Raw genomic sequence first — 14,442 nt, 5'->3', positions numbered from 1 at the left:
GCGGGGGCTCCTGTCGTTTCCGTGCCCCTGGATTGGGTCATAGTGTCTGTCGTGGCCGGGGGAGTAAGTCTTCCGTTCTTTTCACTAATCGATCGATTCGTCCCAGGAGGCTCGAACCCGAGGGGGAGCGAGCGTTTTGGGGCGTGGCTGTGGCGTTGTTTGCCGCGAATGTCCGCTTTGGGCGTATCATCGTGGACATCCCGCAAAACCTCGTTGCAAGGGAGTCGCACCCCATGGCTACAGAAAAGTCCTCTTCGCGCCCATGGATGTCCGATGCCGCGATTTATCAAATCTACCCGCGCTCGTTTAAGGATTCGACTGGTTCGGGTCTGGGCGATATCGCGGGCATTACCCAGCAGATGGACTATCTTGAGCGGCTGGGTATCGAGGCCATCTGGCTGAGCCCGTTTTACCCATCGCCTCTCGTCGATGGCGGCTATGATGTGGCGGACTACTGCGATGTCGACCCACGTCTCGGCTCGCTTGACGACTTCGATGACATGATCGCCGCGGCTCATGCGCACGGCATCAAGGTCATCGTCGACATCGTGCCCAACCATTCGTCCAACCAGCACCCCTGGTTCAAAGCCGCTCTTGCCGCCGGCCCCGGATCGCCCGAGCGCGCCCGTTATATCTTCCGCGATGGTCGCGGCGAGCACGGCGAGCTGCCTCCCACCAATTGGAATGCCAACTTTGGTGGCCCCGCCTGGACGCGCGCCGCGGACGGTCAGTGGTATCTGCACATGTTTACGCCCGAGCAGCCGGACTTTGACTGGTCATGCCCCGAGGTTCACGCGTTCTTTTGCGACGTCCTGGCGTTTTGGAGCGATCGAGGCGTCGATGGCTTTCGCATTGATGTGGCGCACGGTCTCGCCAAGGATCTCGACCGCGATGACCTCGACCGGTGGCATCTCGCCGAGGGCGATGACATGGTTGACGACGGCACCCATCCGCTGTGGGACCGCAACGAGGTCCATGAGATCTATCGCGAGTGGCGCCGCGTGTTCGACCGCTATAATCCGCCGCGCAGCGCCGTTGCCGAGGCATGGGTGCTGCCCGAGCGCCAGTATCTCTACGCGCGTCCCAGCGAGCTTGGCCAGACATTCAACTTTGAGTTTGCCAAGGCCACTTGGACCTATGATGACATGCACGCTGCAATCGAGGAGGGCTTGAAGGCGGCTATCGAATCCAATTCTGCCTCGACCTGGGTACTCTCCAACCACGACGTGCCGCGCGTGGCGACGCGCTATGCCCTGCCGCAAATCAAGGCGACGCGCTACCACCAGATTGCGCTCGACTGGCTCTTACGCGACGGGTCGTCTTATGACGAGGACCGTGAACTCGGTGAGCGCCGCGCGCGGGCGGCCCTTTTGCTTGAGCTGGCGCTTCCGGGCTCGGCATACGTGTATCAGGGTGAGGAGCTCGGCCTTTTTGAGGTGGCTGACATTCCGTGGGCTGCACTCGAAGATCCTACTGCGACCAATACGCACGGACCGAAGCGCGAGAAGGGGCGCGACGGCTGCCGTGTGCCCCTGCCGTGGGTGGCGGCGGACGATCCCGCGCGGGGCGGATCGTTTGGGTTTTCGCCGGCGGACGCCGATGCGGCGCCCCATCTGCCGCAGCCTGCATGGTTTTCCGATTACGCTGCCGATAGGGAAGAAGCGGACCCGACATCGATGCTTGTGCTCTATCGTGACGCCCTTTGGCTGCGGCGCAAGCTGCGCGGGTGCGCCAACGATCTTGCGTGGCTCGATCTTGACGGGCGCACCGGTCTTGCGGATGGCGCCGAGGGCGCTGAGGGCGGCGTCATCGCCTATCGCCGCGACAACGGCTGGGCGTGTGTGACGAACTTCGGTGCAGCACCCGTGGAGCTGCCGGCGGGCAGGGTCCTGCTCACCTCATCACCGCTCGCAGACGGCAGGCTCGTGCAGGACAGCTCTGCCTGGATCATGCTCGCTGAGTTGTAGGGGCCTCTTGCGGCGAGTTTGCGTTTGCCTGCGCCTTCCGTGGTGTCTGATGCCTTCATGAGGCTCGCGAGGGCGTCGCGAAACTTTTCAAAAAAAGTTCTTGCATAGGATGCGGGCATCACGTAAGATTAATCCTCGTAAGCGGACATGGCTCAGTTGGTAGAGCACAACCTTGCCAAGGTTGGGGTCGCGGGTTCGAGCCCCGTTGTCCGCTCCATTTGGGCGTTTAGCTCAGGGGGAGAGCGCTTCCCTGACACGGAAGAGGTCAGAAGTTCAAATCTTCTAACGCCCACCAAATGTTCGCAGCTCAGAGGCTTAGCCTCTGAGCTGTTTTGTTTTGGTCGCCAAATACGTCACCAAATTTCGAGTTTTTGATCTTCCGGGATGCTTCTCAGCAGTCATCCGAGGAAACTCTCATCTTCTCCGTTTGCATACACATATCTTTCAAGGATTCGTGCCGCGGTTGCATGAGGCTCGGCAAGGCACGACCGCAACATGTTGGTCAAGCATAATCTTTTGGATTCTTTTGGCGTGAGCGGCTTGGTTTTGGTAGGATTTGTCAGCGGCTTGACTAAGGGGGTTTTATAACTGCCATGCAGGTAGCCGTGTTGGTAACGTTTTACCGACTTGTCAAATACCCCTCATTTTTAATGCGTCTGCAAAATGACCAATTGCTTTGACCTGCTGAAACACTATATGTTGTGTTTGACCTAAAAAAATAATACAGGATATAGATGCCTCTTTGTCGTATGATAGATGGCGGACAGAGAACGAAGACCTTAACTGCCTCTTTTGAACGTGTCCTTGAACCGTTTGATCGGCTCCTGGGAATGTCCGCATGGAGGCTTATGGTTTATCGAAAACACAGATTGCGCGACGGCGCCGCAAGGCAGGGGCAGGCCCTGCCGGGCATCGTTTGGCTCTGAAGCGCAATGAGGCTACGACGCGAAAGAGGCAAGAGGATGAAGATCATCAAGCGCAGCGGCACCGAGGTTGTCTTTGACATCGATAAGATCGTCAATGCCATCCGCGCCGCAAACTTGGAGGTCGAGGAGAGCTCTCGTCTTACCGACCGCCAGGTGGTTTATGCGGCGCAAAACGTCGCCGAGGCATGCGAGAACGCGGGCCACACCGTTTCGGTCGAGGAGATCCAGGATTTGGTCGAGGACGAGATCATGCGTCTCGACTGCTACGAGGTCGCCCGCCACTACATCATCTATCGCTATGTTCAGAGCCTGAAGCGCCAGAAGAACACGACCGACGACAAGATTCTGTCGCTGATCGAGTGCAATAACGAAGAGGTCAAGCAGGAGAACTCTAACAAGAACCCGACCGTCAATTCCGTCCAGCGCGACTATATGGCCGGCGAGATTTCAAAGGATCTGACTCAGCGTGTGCTGCTGCCCCAGGAGATCGTGGATGCCCACAATGAGGGCCTGATCCACTTCCACGATTCCGACTACTTTGCCCAGCACATGCATAACTGCGACCTGGTGAACCTGGAGGACATGCTCCAGAACGGCACCGTTATCTCGGGCACGCTGATCGAGAAGCCGCACAGCTTCTCGACTGCCTGCAACATCGCGACGCAGATTATCGCCCAGGTTGCTTCCTCCCAGTACGGCGGCCAGTCTATTTCACTGACCCATCTCGCCCCCTTTGTCGAGGTGAGCCGTCAAAAGATTCGCGGCGAGGTTGCCCGCGAGCTCGAGGAGCTCGGCGTTTCCGCATCTCCCGAAAAGGTCCGCGAGGTTGTTGAGGACCGCCTGCGTGACGAGATCCGTCGCGGCGTCCAGACGATTCAGTATCAGGTCGTGACCCTTATGACCACGAATGGCCAGGCGCCGTTCGTGACGGTCTTTATGTATCTCAATGAGGCCCGTACGCCCCAGGAGAAGCACGACCTTGCCATGATTGTGGAGGAGACGCTTCGTCAGCGCTATGAGGGCGTTAAGAACGAAGCCGGCGTGTGGATCACCCCGGCATTCCCCAAGCTCATCTACGTGCTCGAGGACGATAACATTCGCGAGGATTCGCCGTACTTCTATCTGACCAAGCTCGCCGCCAAGTGCACCGCCAAGCGCATGGTGCCCGACTACATCTCCGAGAAGAAGATGCGCGAGCTCAAGCTGTCTAAGGGCGAGACTGCCGGCAACGGCGATTGCTACACCTGCATGGGTTGCCGCAGTTTCCTGACGCCCGACCGTTCGGGCAACGGCTTTAACAATGTCGCCAACGCGCTGAACTATGACCCGACCAAGCCTAAGTACTACGGTCGCTTTAACCAGGGTGTTGTGACCATCAACCTGCCCGATGTCGCGCTGAGCTCGCACCAGGACATGGATAAGTTCTGGAAGATCTTCGACGAGCGCCTTGAGCTGTGCCATCGTGCCCTGCTGTGCCGTCATGAGCGCCTGATGGGCACGCTTTCGGATGCCGCGCCGATTCTTTGGCAGTACGGCGCCCTGGCGCGTCTGAAGAAGGGCGAGACGATCGACAAGCTGCTCGTGGGCGGCTATTCCACCATCAGCCTGGGCTATGCCGGCCTGTATGAGTGCGTCAAGTACATGACGGGTCACAGCCACACCGAGAAGGAGGGCACGCCGTTCGCCATGGCCGTCATGCAGCGCATGAACGACAAGTGCGCGGAGTGGAAGGCCGAAAGTGATATCGATTTCTCGCTGTACGGTACGCCGTTGGAGTCGACGACCTACAAGTTCGCCAAGTGCCTGCAGCGTCGTTTTGGCATTATCCCGGGCGTGACGGACAAGGGCTACATTACTAACAGCTATCACGTCCATGTGTCCGAGGAGATCGATGCCTTCGACAAACTTAAGTTTGAAGGCATGTTCCAGCAGCTTTCGCCGGGCGGTGCTATCTCCTACGTTGAGGTTCCCAACATGCAGGACAACCTCAAGGCTGTCATTCGCGTGATGCAGTACATCTACGACAACATCATGTACGCCGAGCTCAACACTAAGAGCGATTACTGCCAGGTGTGCGGCTACGATGGCGAGATCAAGATTGTCGAGGATGACGGCAAGCTGGTGTGGGAGTGCCCCAGCTGCGGCAACCGCGACCAGGAGAAGATGAACGTCGCTCGTCGTACGTGCGGCTACATCGGTACCCAGTTCTGGAACCAGGGTCGAACCGAGGAGATCCGCGACCGCGTGCTGCATCTCTAATAACCATCCCAGGCCGCCCCGTAGCGAGGCCCCGGACCTTTACTCGCTATTTCGGACAGTCCTGGCTCACGACGGAGGCGCCACTGGCGCCTCCTGTTCGTGCGGAACTCATATCGAGCAAAGGTCCGGGGCCTCGCTACGGGGCGGCCAAGTTGATGTAGCTGAGATGCAGCACGCAGCCTGCTCGCTCCTCGAAGTTCTTAGCGGAAATGAGTTGACTTGCAACAACGCTTTGCTTGCGATGGCGGTTGAGCCGCAACCCAGTTTTTATTAGACCTCGAACCCTATACTCGATGTTCGCTTCGTTCATTGAGTTACCCTTTGCATGAGGCCGGGACATATCGTCCCGCCCGCAGTTTCGCAGGCCGAAGGCCGAGAATGTTTGAGGACGGGATGATATGTCCCGGCCTCCCGGGAGAGTTACCTATGAACTACGCGAACATTAAGTATTTCGACATTGCTGATGGAGAAGGCGTCCGCACTTCTCTGTTTGTGAGCGGGTGCCGTCGTGGCTGCAAGAATTGCTTTAACTCCGTCGCGTGGGACTTTGCCGCGGGCGAGCCGTTTGATCGTGCCGTCGAGGACAAGATTATCGAGAGCCTCGATCATCCCTTTATTGACGGCCTGACGATTCTGGGCGGCGAGCCTATGGAGCCCGAGAATCAAGCGGGACTCGTTGATTTTGTCGAGCGTGTTCGCGCGGCCTATCCAGCGGGGTCGGGGAAGACTATTTGGTGCTTCACCGGCGATGTGCTCGAGGAGCTTATGCCGGGAGGCCGCCACCATACCGAGGTCACGGACCGTATCCTTGCCTGCCTCGACATGTTGGTGGATGGCCCGTTTGTTCAGGATCTGTATGATATCTCATTGCGTTTTAGGGGCTCGAGTAACCAGCGCGTGATCGATATGAACGCTACGCGCGCCCGTGCTGAGCGCGAGGGCGTTGCGCTTTGTGATGCGGTTGAACTTTGGCGTGATGATCCGGTCTATTCGACCCATACTATGTAGCTTGTGGTCGATGCCGGAGGGCGTGGTACCATAGCGCGAACGTGAAATCGGAAAAGTGAGGCCCAGATGGTCGATCAGGAAAAAGTCGAGGCCGCCATTAAGCTATTGCTTGAGGGCATAGGCGAGGACCCAACTCGTGAGGGCCTGTTGGAGACCCCGGCGCGCGTTGCCCGTATGTATGGTGAGATCGCCGGCGGCATGGACCAGAGTGCCGAGGAGCACCTGTCCAAAACCTTTGCCGTCGCTTCGAACGATTTGGTTATCGAGCGCGACATTACGTTCTACTCGCTGTGCGAACATCATCTGCTGCCGTTTTATGGCAAGGCCGCCATTGGTTATATCCCTAACGGTCGGGTGGCTGGGCTTTCCAAGCTCGCCCGCACGGTTGAGGTTTATGCCCGCCGTCTTCAGCTGCAGGAGCAACTGTGCACACAGGTTGCCGATGCCCTCATGGATTATCTCGCTCCCCAGGGAGCGATTGTGTTGATGGAGGCCGAGCATATGTGCATGACGATGCGTGGCGTGCAAAAGCCCGGCACCAAGACCGTGACGCTTGCTCGCCGCGGCGTCTTTGAGACCGATCCCGCGCTCGAGGAGCGTTTCTTTAGGATGCTGGGCCGCTAACCATGAGAGTCGTCAACGACTTTACATCGAAGACCGATGAGGGGACGTCGCGTCGCGGCTTTATGGCTTCGGGCCTGGCCCCCTTTGGTGCCATGCCTCGCATTGATTACATTTGTGCCAACGGGCTGTTCCGGCGGCACCTGGGCAACATCGTACAGTTGGAATCGGGGCGCATCTTCTGCCGCCACGGTATTGACCATCTGCTCGATGTCGCTCGCATTATGTGGATCAAGAATCTCGAGGAGCAGCTCGAATTTGACCGCGAGGTCATCTACGCCACGGCACTTCTTCACGATATCGGCAAAGATGAACAGTATGAATCGGGTATATCCCATGATGTTGCAAGCGAACGCGTCGCTGATGCGATTCTCGGCGGCATGCCCGATGATGTGGCGTTTGAGCCGGCCGATGCCGCAGCCATTAAGACGGCCATTCTGGGCCATCGAAAGCTGCGCGTGAACAGCCAACCGCTTGAGCGTCTGCTCTATGCGGCCGACAAAGCGTCGCGCGCCTGCTTTGCATGCCCCGCGCGCAATGCTTGCAACTGGAGCGATGATAAAAAGAACCTGTCGATTCGCGTGTAGTTAGTTTGCGCGGTTGGGGTTCTAAACGAAGGAGACGATCGCGTTGAGTAACAAAAAACTGCCCGAGAATGCAACCAAGACTGAAGGTGCTGAGCTCGCCCGCCGTGGAAGGGGCGAAATATCCACCGCAACGGCGGTGCCTCACGTGAGCTATGATGATCTGCGCCATGCCGATCGTATTGTCATTGACGGCCTTGAGGTTTTTGCCAACCATGGCGTGTATCCCGAGGAGAACGCGCTGGGTCAGAAGTTCATCGTTTCTCTGGTGCTCTATGCCGACCTGCGCGCGGCGGGGGAGCACGATAACCTGGATGCCTCGATTGACTACGGCTCGGTGTGCCACGATGTCGATGGCTATCTGCGCGAGCATACGTTTAAGCTCATCGAGGCGGCAGCCGAGGGGACAGCCCAGATGCTGCTGCGCCGTTATCCCTCGCTGCTTGGTGTGCGCATAAAGCTCGATAAGCCGTGGGCTCCTGTTGGCCTGCCCCTGGCAAGCTGCGGCGTCGAGATCGAGCGCGTGCGCTAACCGGTTCTAATACGACTCTATGGGTGGCTGCTTGAGCCGCTGCGACAGAGCTTTATTGTTGGGACAGTACGTGTCGAGCAGGGCGTGGAATCGCTGATTGTGGCTTGGCTCGAGCAAGTGGACGAGCTCGTGGGCGACAACCATGTCGAGGCATTCGATGGGATAGGCGGCAAGTTCGAGTGCGATGCGAATGGCGCCGGTCTTGGGCGCGCATGATCCCCAGCGCGTTTTCATGCTGCGCACGGAGACGCGGGCCACGGTGACGCCCATTGCGATTTCGTACGCGTGCACCATATCGTACAGCGCCGTGGTGACCTCGGTTGCATAGAGCTGGTCGATACGGGCTTGGAGCTCATCGGACGTTAGGCCGTCGAGGATTGCGTGCCGCTTGGCCTGTGGGCCTTCGTCCGATTCATCGGTACCCATAAAACTTGCGAAGGTGGCCTGTTTGGGTCGCGGTGCGGGTGATGCAAAGTTGTGATCGAGTGCATCCTGTACCGTGATGGGCTTGCCCCAAAGTGCAATGATGGACGAGGGGCTGAGCGGCTCTCGTGCCGTCGCCTGACGTTGCTCGCGCTGGGCAAGTCGGCTGATAATCCAGGCGCTGTTGCGCTTCACAAACGCTTCGATACGCTCGCGGCTGGCGCCGATCGGTGCGCTGGCGTGGACCTCGCCGCTCGATGTGACGCGTAGGTTGAAGTTCTTGACGCGCTTTTTGGTAACGACGACGGGGATGGTCGTCCCATCCGGTCGGGATGCGGAAATCGTAAACTGCTGCGTCAAAAGCGGTCCTTTGGATTGGGGACGGGCCGGCATGTCGACCGTTCGGCATGCCGGCCCGCTCAAGGGATGTGAAATTAATAACGCTCGAAGAAGGCAAGCGCGTTGTCGCTGCAGAGCTTTTGCATCACGGTCTTGCCAAAATGCTTGGAAAGCATGTTCTGGAACTCGGGCATCTTGCTGGCATCGGAGAGGAAAGCGGGCACCGTGGCGCCGTCCCAGTCGCCGCCGAGCGCGATGACGTCCTCGCCGCCCAGGTCGAGCCAGTGCTCGATATGCGCCGCCAGCTGGTCGAAGGTGACGTCTGCGGCGGTCTTGTCGGTTGCGTCGTTGGAAAGGAACTCGCTGCAGTAGTTGAGGCCGACGATGCCACCCATGTCGCGAATGGTGCGGAACTGGTCGTCGGTAAGGTTGCGTTTGGCGCCGCAAACCGCACGGGAGTTGGAGTGGCTGGCGACGAAGGGACGCGTGGCGCGGGCGGCGACCTCGTCAAAGCACTCATCGTTGAGGTGGGAGACGTCGAGCACCATGCCGGCGTGCTCCATCTGCGTAAGCGCCTCGATGCCGGCGGCGGTGAGGCCGGCGTGGGTGTCGTGGCCGCTCGCGAGCGGTCCCTGCGCGTTCCAGCTGAGTGACGACATAAGCACGCCCAGGCTCTTGAGCACCTCGATCAGCGCGGGGTCCTCGGCAAAGAACGTGGCGTTTTCGATGGTGTGGATGCAAGCGACCTTGCCGTCCTTGAGCGCGGGGCGAATGTCTGCGGCGCTGCGCACGTTGACCATACGGTCGTGGTTGAGCATTGCCTGGCCGCTCATATGCGCCATGATCTGCGCCTGGAAGCGCGCGGCGTGGGCGGTGGGAATCTCGTCGGGGACAAACGTGGCGAAGCACTGTGCCCACGGCGTGTTGCCGATCTTTGCGAGCGAGATGGCACAGGCGTTACCCTCGATGAGGTCGAAATCTTGCGGATGCGTTTCGTCGCCGGGGAAATAACCGTCGGTGCCGGCGGTAAAGCGCAGGTCGAGATCGAGCGTGGCCCAGCCGATTCGGTCGGCAGTGTCGCAGTGTAGGTCAAATACGGGATATGCCATGGTTCCTCCGGTTGCAGCGTTTCTTTGCAAACTGTCATTGAATTGTATGACTAGGGTATAGTTAGCGCCATATGTTCACGGCGGCCCGCGTTGTGCGCCGCCCTTATCACGGAGGTTACCATGTCCAACCAGGGCAAGAAGGTCAAGACCCATTATCGCGGCACGCTCGATGACGGCACGCAGTTCGATAGCTCCTACGATCGCGGCGAGCCGCTGGAGTTCACCTGCGGCGCCGGTCAGATGATCAAGGGCTTCGACGCCGCTGTTGTCGACATGCAGGTGGGCGAGAAGAAGACCGTGCACATTCCTGCTGCCGATGCCTACGGCGAGCACAATCCCGAGATGGTTCTGACCTTCCCGGCCGAACAGGTTCCCAACATCGAGCAGATCGAGAAGGGCATGAAGCTTTTCCTGTCCACGCCGAGCGGTATGCCCGTTCCCGCCGTGGTCATCGACGTAACGCCCGAGGCTGTGACGCTCGACGCCAACCACGAGCTGGCCGGCAAGGACCTCAACTTTGATATCGAGCTCGTTGAGGTCGAGGGTTAGAGTATGCCTGAACGCTTGGTTTCGACGACATGCTTGGGAAATCTCAACGATCCGTCCTATGAACTCCTGCTTCGCCGGGAGCTGGGTGGTGTCTTTGAAGTTGACGAGCTGCTGCTCGATTGGGACCAGGCTGATGTATGCGCGTTTGCGGGCGTGACGGAGCTGGGGCGCACGGTCGATGTTCGGCTGGATGCTGCCGACGGCGGTCGTCTTGCCGACGGCGACGTGCTCGCCATTGACCGTTCGGGCATGGCGCCCGTGGCGGTTGTCGTGCGCCTGCGCAGCGCCGAGGTTTATTTAGTCGAAGTTGACCGCATGGACCCGATTGCGCTCGCGCATGCGTGCTGGGAGATCGGCAATATGCACGCGCCGCTTTTCCGAGGCGACTCGGACGAGCATACCGTGCGCATGTATACGCCGGTGCAGCCTGTTTTGGGCCGCATGCTCCGGGGTGTCGAGGGTGTTCGGCTCTCGGTGGTTACCCGTGAACTCGATGCGGCCCGGCGCTTTGCGTCGAGTGCGGCGGAGGTCGTCGTGAGCATGGCTCCCGACTTTACCATCGTAAAAAAGACGCGCGGCTAAGCGCGTATATACGCAAGGCGGGCTTTGAGGGGCGACCAATCAAGGTCCGTCTTGCTGTTGATAGGAGGCTTTGGGGAAGCATATGGGTCTTGAGGGAATCAAGCTGATTGCATGCGATTTGGACGGCACGTTGCTGCATCCGGGGGAGCGCGAGCCGCGTTCCGAGGCCTTTGAACTCATCGATGAACTGCATCGTCGCGGTATCGTGTTTATGCCGGCGAGCGGCCGTCAATATGCGAGCTTGCGCTACCTGTTTGCCCCGGTGGCCGATGAGCTCGCCTATGTATGCGAAAACGGAGCCCTGGTGATGAGCGAGGGGCGTGCCGTTGTCAAGCGCTCTATGGAGCGTGACCTGGCGATGGATATCGCGAATGCCGTGGTCGCCTACCCCCATGCCGACGTTACCCTTTCCTGCGAGGGGCACCTCTACACCATAAGCGGCAACGATGCGTTCGTCGACCATTTGCGCTATGAGGTCCACTGCGATGTGGCGGTGGTCGGCCGTCCCGAGGACATCGACGAGGACGTCATTAAGATTGCCTTCCAGATGCCCGAGGTGGATCAGCCGGCGGCCCTGGAGTATTTCGAGCGCCTCTTTAGCGACCGTGTTGACGTGATGACGTCGGGAACCGAATGGACGGACTTTATCGGTTTCGGTTCGGGCAAGGGCTCCGCGCTTGCCGATTACGGTCGTGCCCTGGGTATTTCGCCCGATGAGATGATGGCGTTTGGCGATAACGAAAACGACCGCGACATGCTCAACGTCGTGGGCCATCCTTATCTAATGGAGAGCTGCAATCCCTCTATGCGTGGCATCAACGACCACGTCCGCTACGTGCGCACGGTCGAAGAGGAGCTGCGCCGTCTGCTCGCCGAGTAGGTTTTCGGGACATACCTAGAAATCTATTTTTTGCTGCAAAGTGCGAAAAGGTGGATTTAAGGCATGTTCCAAACATTTACCGGCAGTCGGGGCAGAGACCCTCGAAGATGGTGTAGTGCGACGTGACGTGCCAGCCGATTTGCTCGGACGCCTTGGCGTCGATCTGGGCATCGAAGGGGAACGGTACGTCGATGACGCGGCTGCACGAGGTGCAGATGATATGTGCGTGCGGCTCGATGGTGCGATCGAAGCGACTTCCGCCCGGCGTCTTGATGGAGAGAATCTCGCCGGCGTCGGCCAAGAGATTGAGGTTGCGGTAGACCGTACCGCGGCTGATTTTGCCATCCTGCGCGCGCACGACGTTGTAGATTTCGTCGGCGGTGGGATGGTTATAGCTTTGGCGCACGGCGTCAAGAACCAACTTTCGCTGCCTGGTATTCCTTCTTTGCACCGCCATGCGCCTCGCCTCTTTTCTATCAACGGTCGTAGGTAAATGATACCGTATTTAGCACACAATACTAATAACGAGGCGTGAAACCGTCTTCATTGGCAAGTGGGGCTCGGGCCTGGGCGTCTACGAGGCGAAAACGCGTACCCATGCGCTCGTAGGAGGCATGAAGCGCTTCGAGATGAGATAGGATATTTGCCGGAGCTCCCTGTATCTCCATCTCGACTGAGCCGTCTTCCATGTTACGCACCCAGCCGGTGAGCGCGCGTGCCTGCGCGAGGTTGGTGTTGGTAAAGCGAAAGCCAACGCCCTGGACTTGCCCCGCCCAGCGCAGGAAATAGCGCAGGGGAGTGTCTTGAGTGGCCTCGTCGCTTGCGAGCACAGTAAGCCTGCGGCGCAGCTCGAGCTCGACGTTTGATGGTTTTTGAGGTTCTCGACTGCCGCCGGTGACGCTGGAGAAGAACGTATCGAAGAGGCCCATCGCTATGCCTGCTTGCCTGCGTCGGCCGGGAAGGTTATGCCGGCCTGCTGGCGCACGGCATCCATGATGCGCAGCGAGACGAGCGTGACATCGCGGTAGTGGCCAAGCTCGTGGCGTCCCGCCGGGGTCTCCCAAATCTCTTCCTTAACGTTATCGATGCCGCAGATGGCGGTGATAAAGTCTGTGAGTTCGTATTCCATAGTGTTGCTCGATTTGGGCAGGTCGAGCACGCGGCCGTTGTTTCCCTGTTCGCGCGGTGCCTCGGTCGCCGAGCCGCGTACGACGTCGCCGCGATAGTCGATGCGGACGTTGCGGGGCGTGGACAGATGGTCGATCTGGATAGTGCCACGCTCGCCTTCGATTTGCGAGGGCAGCAGATCGTTCGTAATTTTGGAGTGCGCGAGCTCGACGGAGATACGGCCACCGCCGTAGCTGGCGAGGATGGAGCCGCAGCCATCGATGGGGCCGTGCGTGAGCTGTTGCGTGGTGGGGTCGAGCAGAGTAGCCATGCTCGTAAGGCCGGAGGGCATGCCGAAAATCTCGACCATGGGCTCGACGGTGTAGACGCCAATGTCCATGAGGGAACCCGATGCCATATTGCAGTCGAAGATATTGGTGGCGCGTCCCGCGAGAATCTCGTTGTAGCGCGAGGAATATTTGCCAAAGCGCAATGAGGCGCGGCGGATGGGGGCGATCTCGCCCAGGGCGTCCTCGATGGCGTGGAAGGCGGGATCGTGGAGGGGACGCATGGCCTCGAGGGCCACGACACCTGCTGCCTCGGCAGCGCGGAAGACTTCCAGCGCCTGCGCTTCGGTGGCGCAGAAGGGCTTCTCGACGATGACATGCTTGCCACCGGCGATGCAGGCAAGGGCCTGCTCGTAGTGAAGCGCATTGGGGCTGCCGATGTAGACGGCGTCGACGTCGTCGGCGGACGCAAGCTCGTCAAGTGCGGTGAAGTTACGCTCGCCGCCGTGTTCGGCGGTAAAGGCGGCGCCGCGCTCGGCATCGCGCGAGAGCGTGCCCACAAACGCGGCTTGGTCGTTGGCGTTGACGACCTGGATAAAGTCGTCGGTAATCATAGATGTGCCGATGGTCGCTATACGCAGCATGTATCCCCCTCGTGCCGTTCGGTTTACAGGATGAGTGTAGCGCGAGAGGGCAGGAAATAGCGTGCGAAAACGCCGTTACAGGTCGCTCTCGTTAAAGCCGGTATCGATATCGAGGTTGCTGCCGTCGGCCGCCGTGGTGGCGAGCTCGTCGCAGCGCTCGTTGAGCTCGTGGCCGGCGTGGCCCTTAACCCAGATGAACTCCACTTTGTGCTTGCTCTTTGCGGCAAGCAGGCGCTCCCACAGGTCGCGGTTCTTGACGGGCTGCTTGTTGGCAGTTTTCCACGCGCGCTTTTTCCAGCCGTCGATCCAGTGTTTGTTGAAGGCGTTGACGACGTACTGCGAATCGGAATGGACCTCGACCTCGCAGGGGCGGTTGAGTGCCTCGAGCGCCACGATAACGGCCATGAGCTCCATGCGGTTGTTGGTGGTCTTGGCGTAACCGCGCGAAAGCTCGGAGGTGAAGGTCTTGCCGGCGGGGTTGGTGTATTTGAGCACGGCGCCGTAGCCGCCGCGTCCCGGATTTGATCGGGCCGAGCCGTCGGTATAGATGATGACCTTCACATGGTTCCTTTCATTGGGTACGTTTCGTGTGAGTGACCATTGTAGCGCCATGCCCGCCGGGGGC

General features: G+C 59.3%; 16 protein-coding genes and 2 tRNA genes. 11 read left to right on the top strand and 7 right to left on the bottom strand.

The window, feature by feature from the left end; translation table 11 throughout:
* Positions 1 to 233 precede the first annotated feature (233 nt).
* From DWV32_RS04745 to nrdD, 4 genes are all read left to right on the top strand, one after another.
* Positions 234 to 1,967: a glycoside hydrolase family 13 protein gene (locus DWV32_RS04745; protein WP_233540406.1), complete on the top strand. Its 1,734-nt coding sequence runs from the start codon at positions 234 to 236 to the stop codon at positions 1,965 to 1,967.
* A gap of 141 nt (positions 1,968 to 2,108) precedes the next feature.
* Positions 2,109 to 2,184, top strand: a tRNA-Gly gene (locus DWV32_RS04740).
* Between the two features lie 3 nt (positions 2,185 to 2,187).
* Positions 2,188 to 2,262 (top strand) — tRNA-Val (locus DWV32_RS04735).
* 667 nt (positions 2,263 to 2,929) lie between these two features.
* Complete coding sequence (gene nrdD / locus DWV32_RS04730; RefSeq protein WP_117757387.1) at positions 2,930 to 5,152, top strand: anaerobic ribonucleoside-triphosphate reductase; 2,223 nt, start codon at positions 2,930 to 2,932, stop codon at positions 5,150 to 5,152.
* Positions 5,153 to 5,288: 136 nt separating this feature from the next.
* Here nrdD and DWV32_RS10220 read toward each other — a convergent pair whose 3' ends face one another.
* Positions 5,289 to 5,462 (bottom strand): hypothetical protein, encoded by a 174-nt coding sequence (locus tag DWV32_RS10220; protein WP_158555244.1) that lies wholly within the window; start codon positions 5,460 to 5,462, stop codon positions 5,289 to 5,291.
* Between the two features lie 116 nt (positions 5,463 to 5,578).
* Here DWV32_RS10220 and nrdG point away from each other — a divergent pair, with 116 nt between their 5' ends.
* The 4 genes from nrdG to folB all read left to right on the top strand — a co-directional run bounded on the left by nrdG (position 5,579) and on the right by folB (position 7,897).
* On the top strand, positions 5,579 to 6,160 hold the full coding sequence (gene nrdG, locus DWV32_RS04725) for an anaerobic ribonucleoside-triphosphate reductase activating protein (RefSeq protein WP_117735798.1): 582 nt from the start codon (positions 5,579 to 5,581) through the stop codon (positions 6,158 to 6,160).
* Between the two features lie 66 nt (positions 6,161 to 6,226).
* Complete coding sequence (folE, locus tag DWV32_RS04720) at positions 6,227 to 6,784, top strand: GTP cyclohydrolase I FolE (RefSeq protein WP_055251394.1); 558 nt, start codon at positions 6,227 to 6,229, stop codon at positions 6,782 to 6,784.
* 2 nt (positions 6,785 to 6,786) lie between these two features.
* Complete coding sequence (locus tag DWV32_RS04715) at positions 6,787 to 7,368, top strand: HD domain-containing protein (RefSeq protein WP_172622418.1); 582 nt, start codon at positions 6,787 to 6,789, stop codon at positions 7,366 to 7,368.
* 43 nt (positions 7,369 to 7,411) lie between these two features.
* A complete protein-coding gene (gene folB / locus DWV32_RS04710; RefSeq protein ID WP_055251396.1) occupies positions 7,412 to 7,897 on the top strand; it encodes a dihydroneopterin aldolase in 486 nt (161 codons plus the stop codon).
* 6 nt (positions 7,898 to 7,903) lie between these two features.
* Here folB and DWV32_RS04705 read toward each other — a convergent pair whose 3' ends face one another.
* Together DWV32_RS04705 and DWV32_RS04700 are read right to left on the bottom strand one after the other, a co-directional pair.
* Positions 7,904 to 8,680 (bottom strand): M48 family metallopeptidase, encoded by a 777-nt coding sequence (locus DWV32_RS04705; protein WP_233540405.1) that lies wholly within the window; start codon positions 8,678 to 8,680, stop codon positions 7,904 to 7,906.
* Between the two features lie 74 nt (positions 8,681 to 8,754).
* Entirely contained in the window at positions 8,755 to 9,768 is a 1,014-nt protein-coding gene (locus tag DWV32_RS04700) for a dipeptidase (RefSeq protein WP_089572972.1), read from the bottom strand.
* 120 nt (positions 9,769 to 9,888) lie between these two features.
* On the opposite strand from DWV32_RS04700, the gene DWV32_RS04695 reads away from it, so the two are divergent.
* The 3 genes from DWV32_RS04695 (at position 9,889) to DWV32_RS04685 (ending at position 11,779) form a co-directional block, all read left to right on the top strand.
* A complete protein-coding gene (locus DWV32_RS04695; protein ID WP_035138874.1) occupies positions 9,889 to 10,317 on the top strand; it encodes a peptidylprolyl isomerase in 429 nt (142 codons plus the stop codon).
* Between the two features lie 3 nt (positions 10,318 to 10,320).
* Positions 10,321 to 10,899, top strand: coding sequence for an urease accessory protein UreE (locus DWV32_RS04690; RefSeq protein WP_117757385.1), 579 nt, complete (start codon positions 10,321 to 10,323; stop codon positions 10,897 to 10,899).
* A gap of 82 nt (positions 10,900 to 10,981) precedes the next feature.
* Positions 10,982 to 11,779: an HAD-IIB family hydrolase gene (locus tag DWV32_RS04685; RefSeq protein WP_117757384.1), complete on the top strand. Its 798-nt coding sequence runs from the start codon at positions 10,982 to 10,984 to the stop codon at positions 11,777 to 11,779.
* Between the two features lie 76 nt (positions 11,780 to 11,855).
* Here the strand turns inward: DWV32_RS04685 and DWV32_RS04680 are convergent, their stop codons facing one another.
* The 4 genes from DWV32_RS04680 to rnhA all read right to left on the bottom strand — a co-directional run bounded on the left by DWV32_RS04680 (position 11,856) and on the right by rnhA (position 14,429).
* Positions 11,856 to 12,236, bottom strand: a complete 381-nt coding sequence (locus DWV32_RS04680; RefSeq protein ID WP_187361820.1) for a Fur family transcriptional regulator — start codon at positions 12,234 to 12,236, stop codon at positions 11,856 to 11,858.
* A gap of 61 nt (positions 12,237 to 12,297) precedes the next feature.
* On the bottom strand, positions 12,298 to 12,708 hold the full coding sequence (locus DWV32_RS04675) for an acylphosphatase (RefSeq protein WP_117583885.1): 411 nt from the start codon (positions 12,706 to 12,708) through the stop codon (positions 12,298 to 12,300).
* 2 nt (positions 12,709 to 12,710) lie between these two features.
* A complete protein-coding gene (locus DWV32_RS04670; protein ID WP_117757383.1) occupies positions 12,711 to 13,817 on the bottom strand; it encodes a Gfo/Idh/MocA family protein in 1,107 nt (368 codons plus the stop codon).
* Between the two features lie 75 nt (positions 13,818 to 13,892).
* Positions 13,893 to 14,429 carry a ribonuclease HI gene (gene rnhA / locus DWV32_RS04665; RefSeq protein ID WP_117757382.1) on the bottom strand — a complete coding sequence of 179 codons (537 nt, stop codon included), beginning with the start codon at positions 14,427 to 14,429 and terminating at the stop codon, positions 13,893 to 13,895.
* Positions 14,430 to 14,442 lie beyond the last annotated feature (13 nt).

Origin of the sequence: Collinsella sp. AF04-24 (assembly GCF_003465685.1) — a bacterium.
GTDB lineage: Bacteria > Actinomycetota > Coriobacteriia > Coriobacteriales > Coriobacteriaceae > Collinsella > Collinsella aerofaciens_AP.
This window is presented reverse-complemented; position numbering and strand designations above follow the sequence as displayed.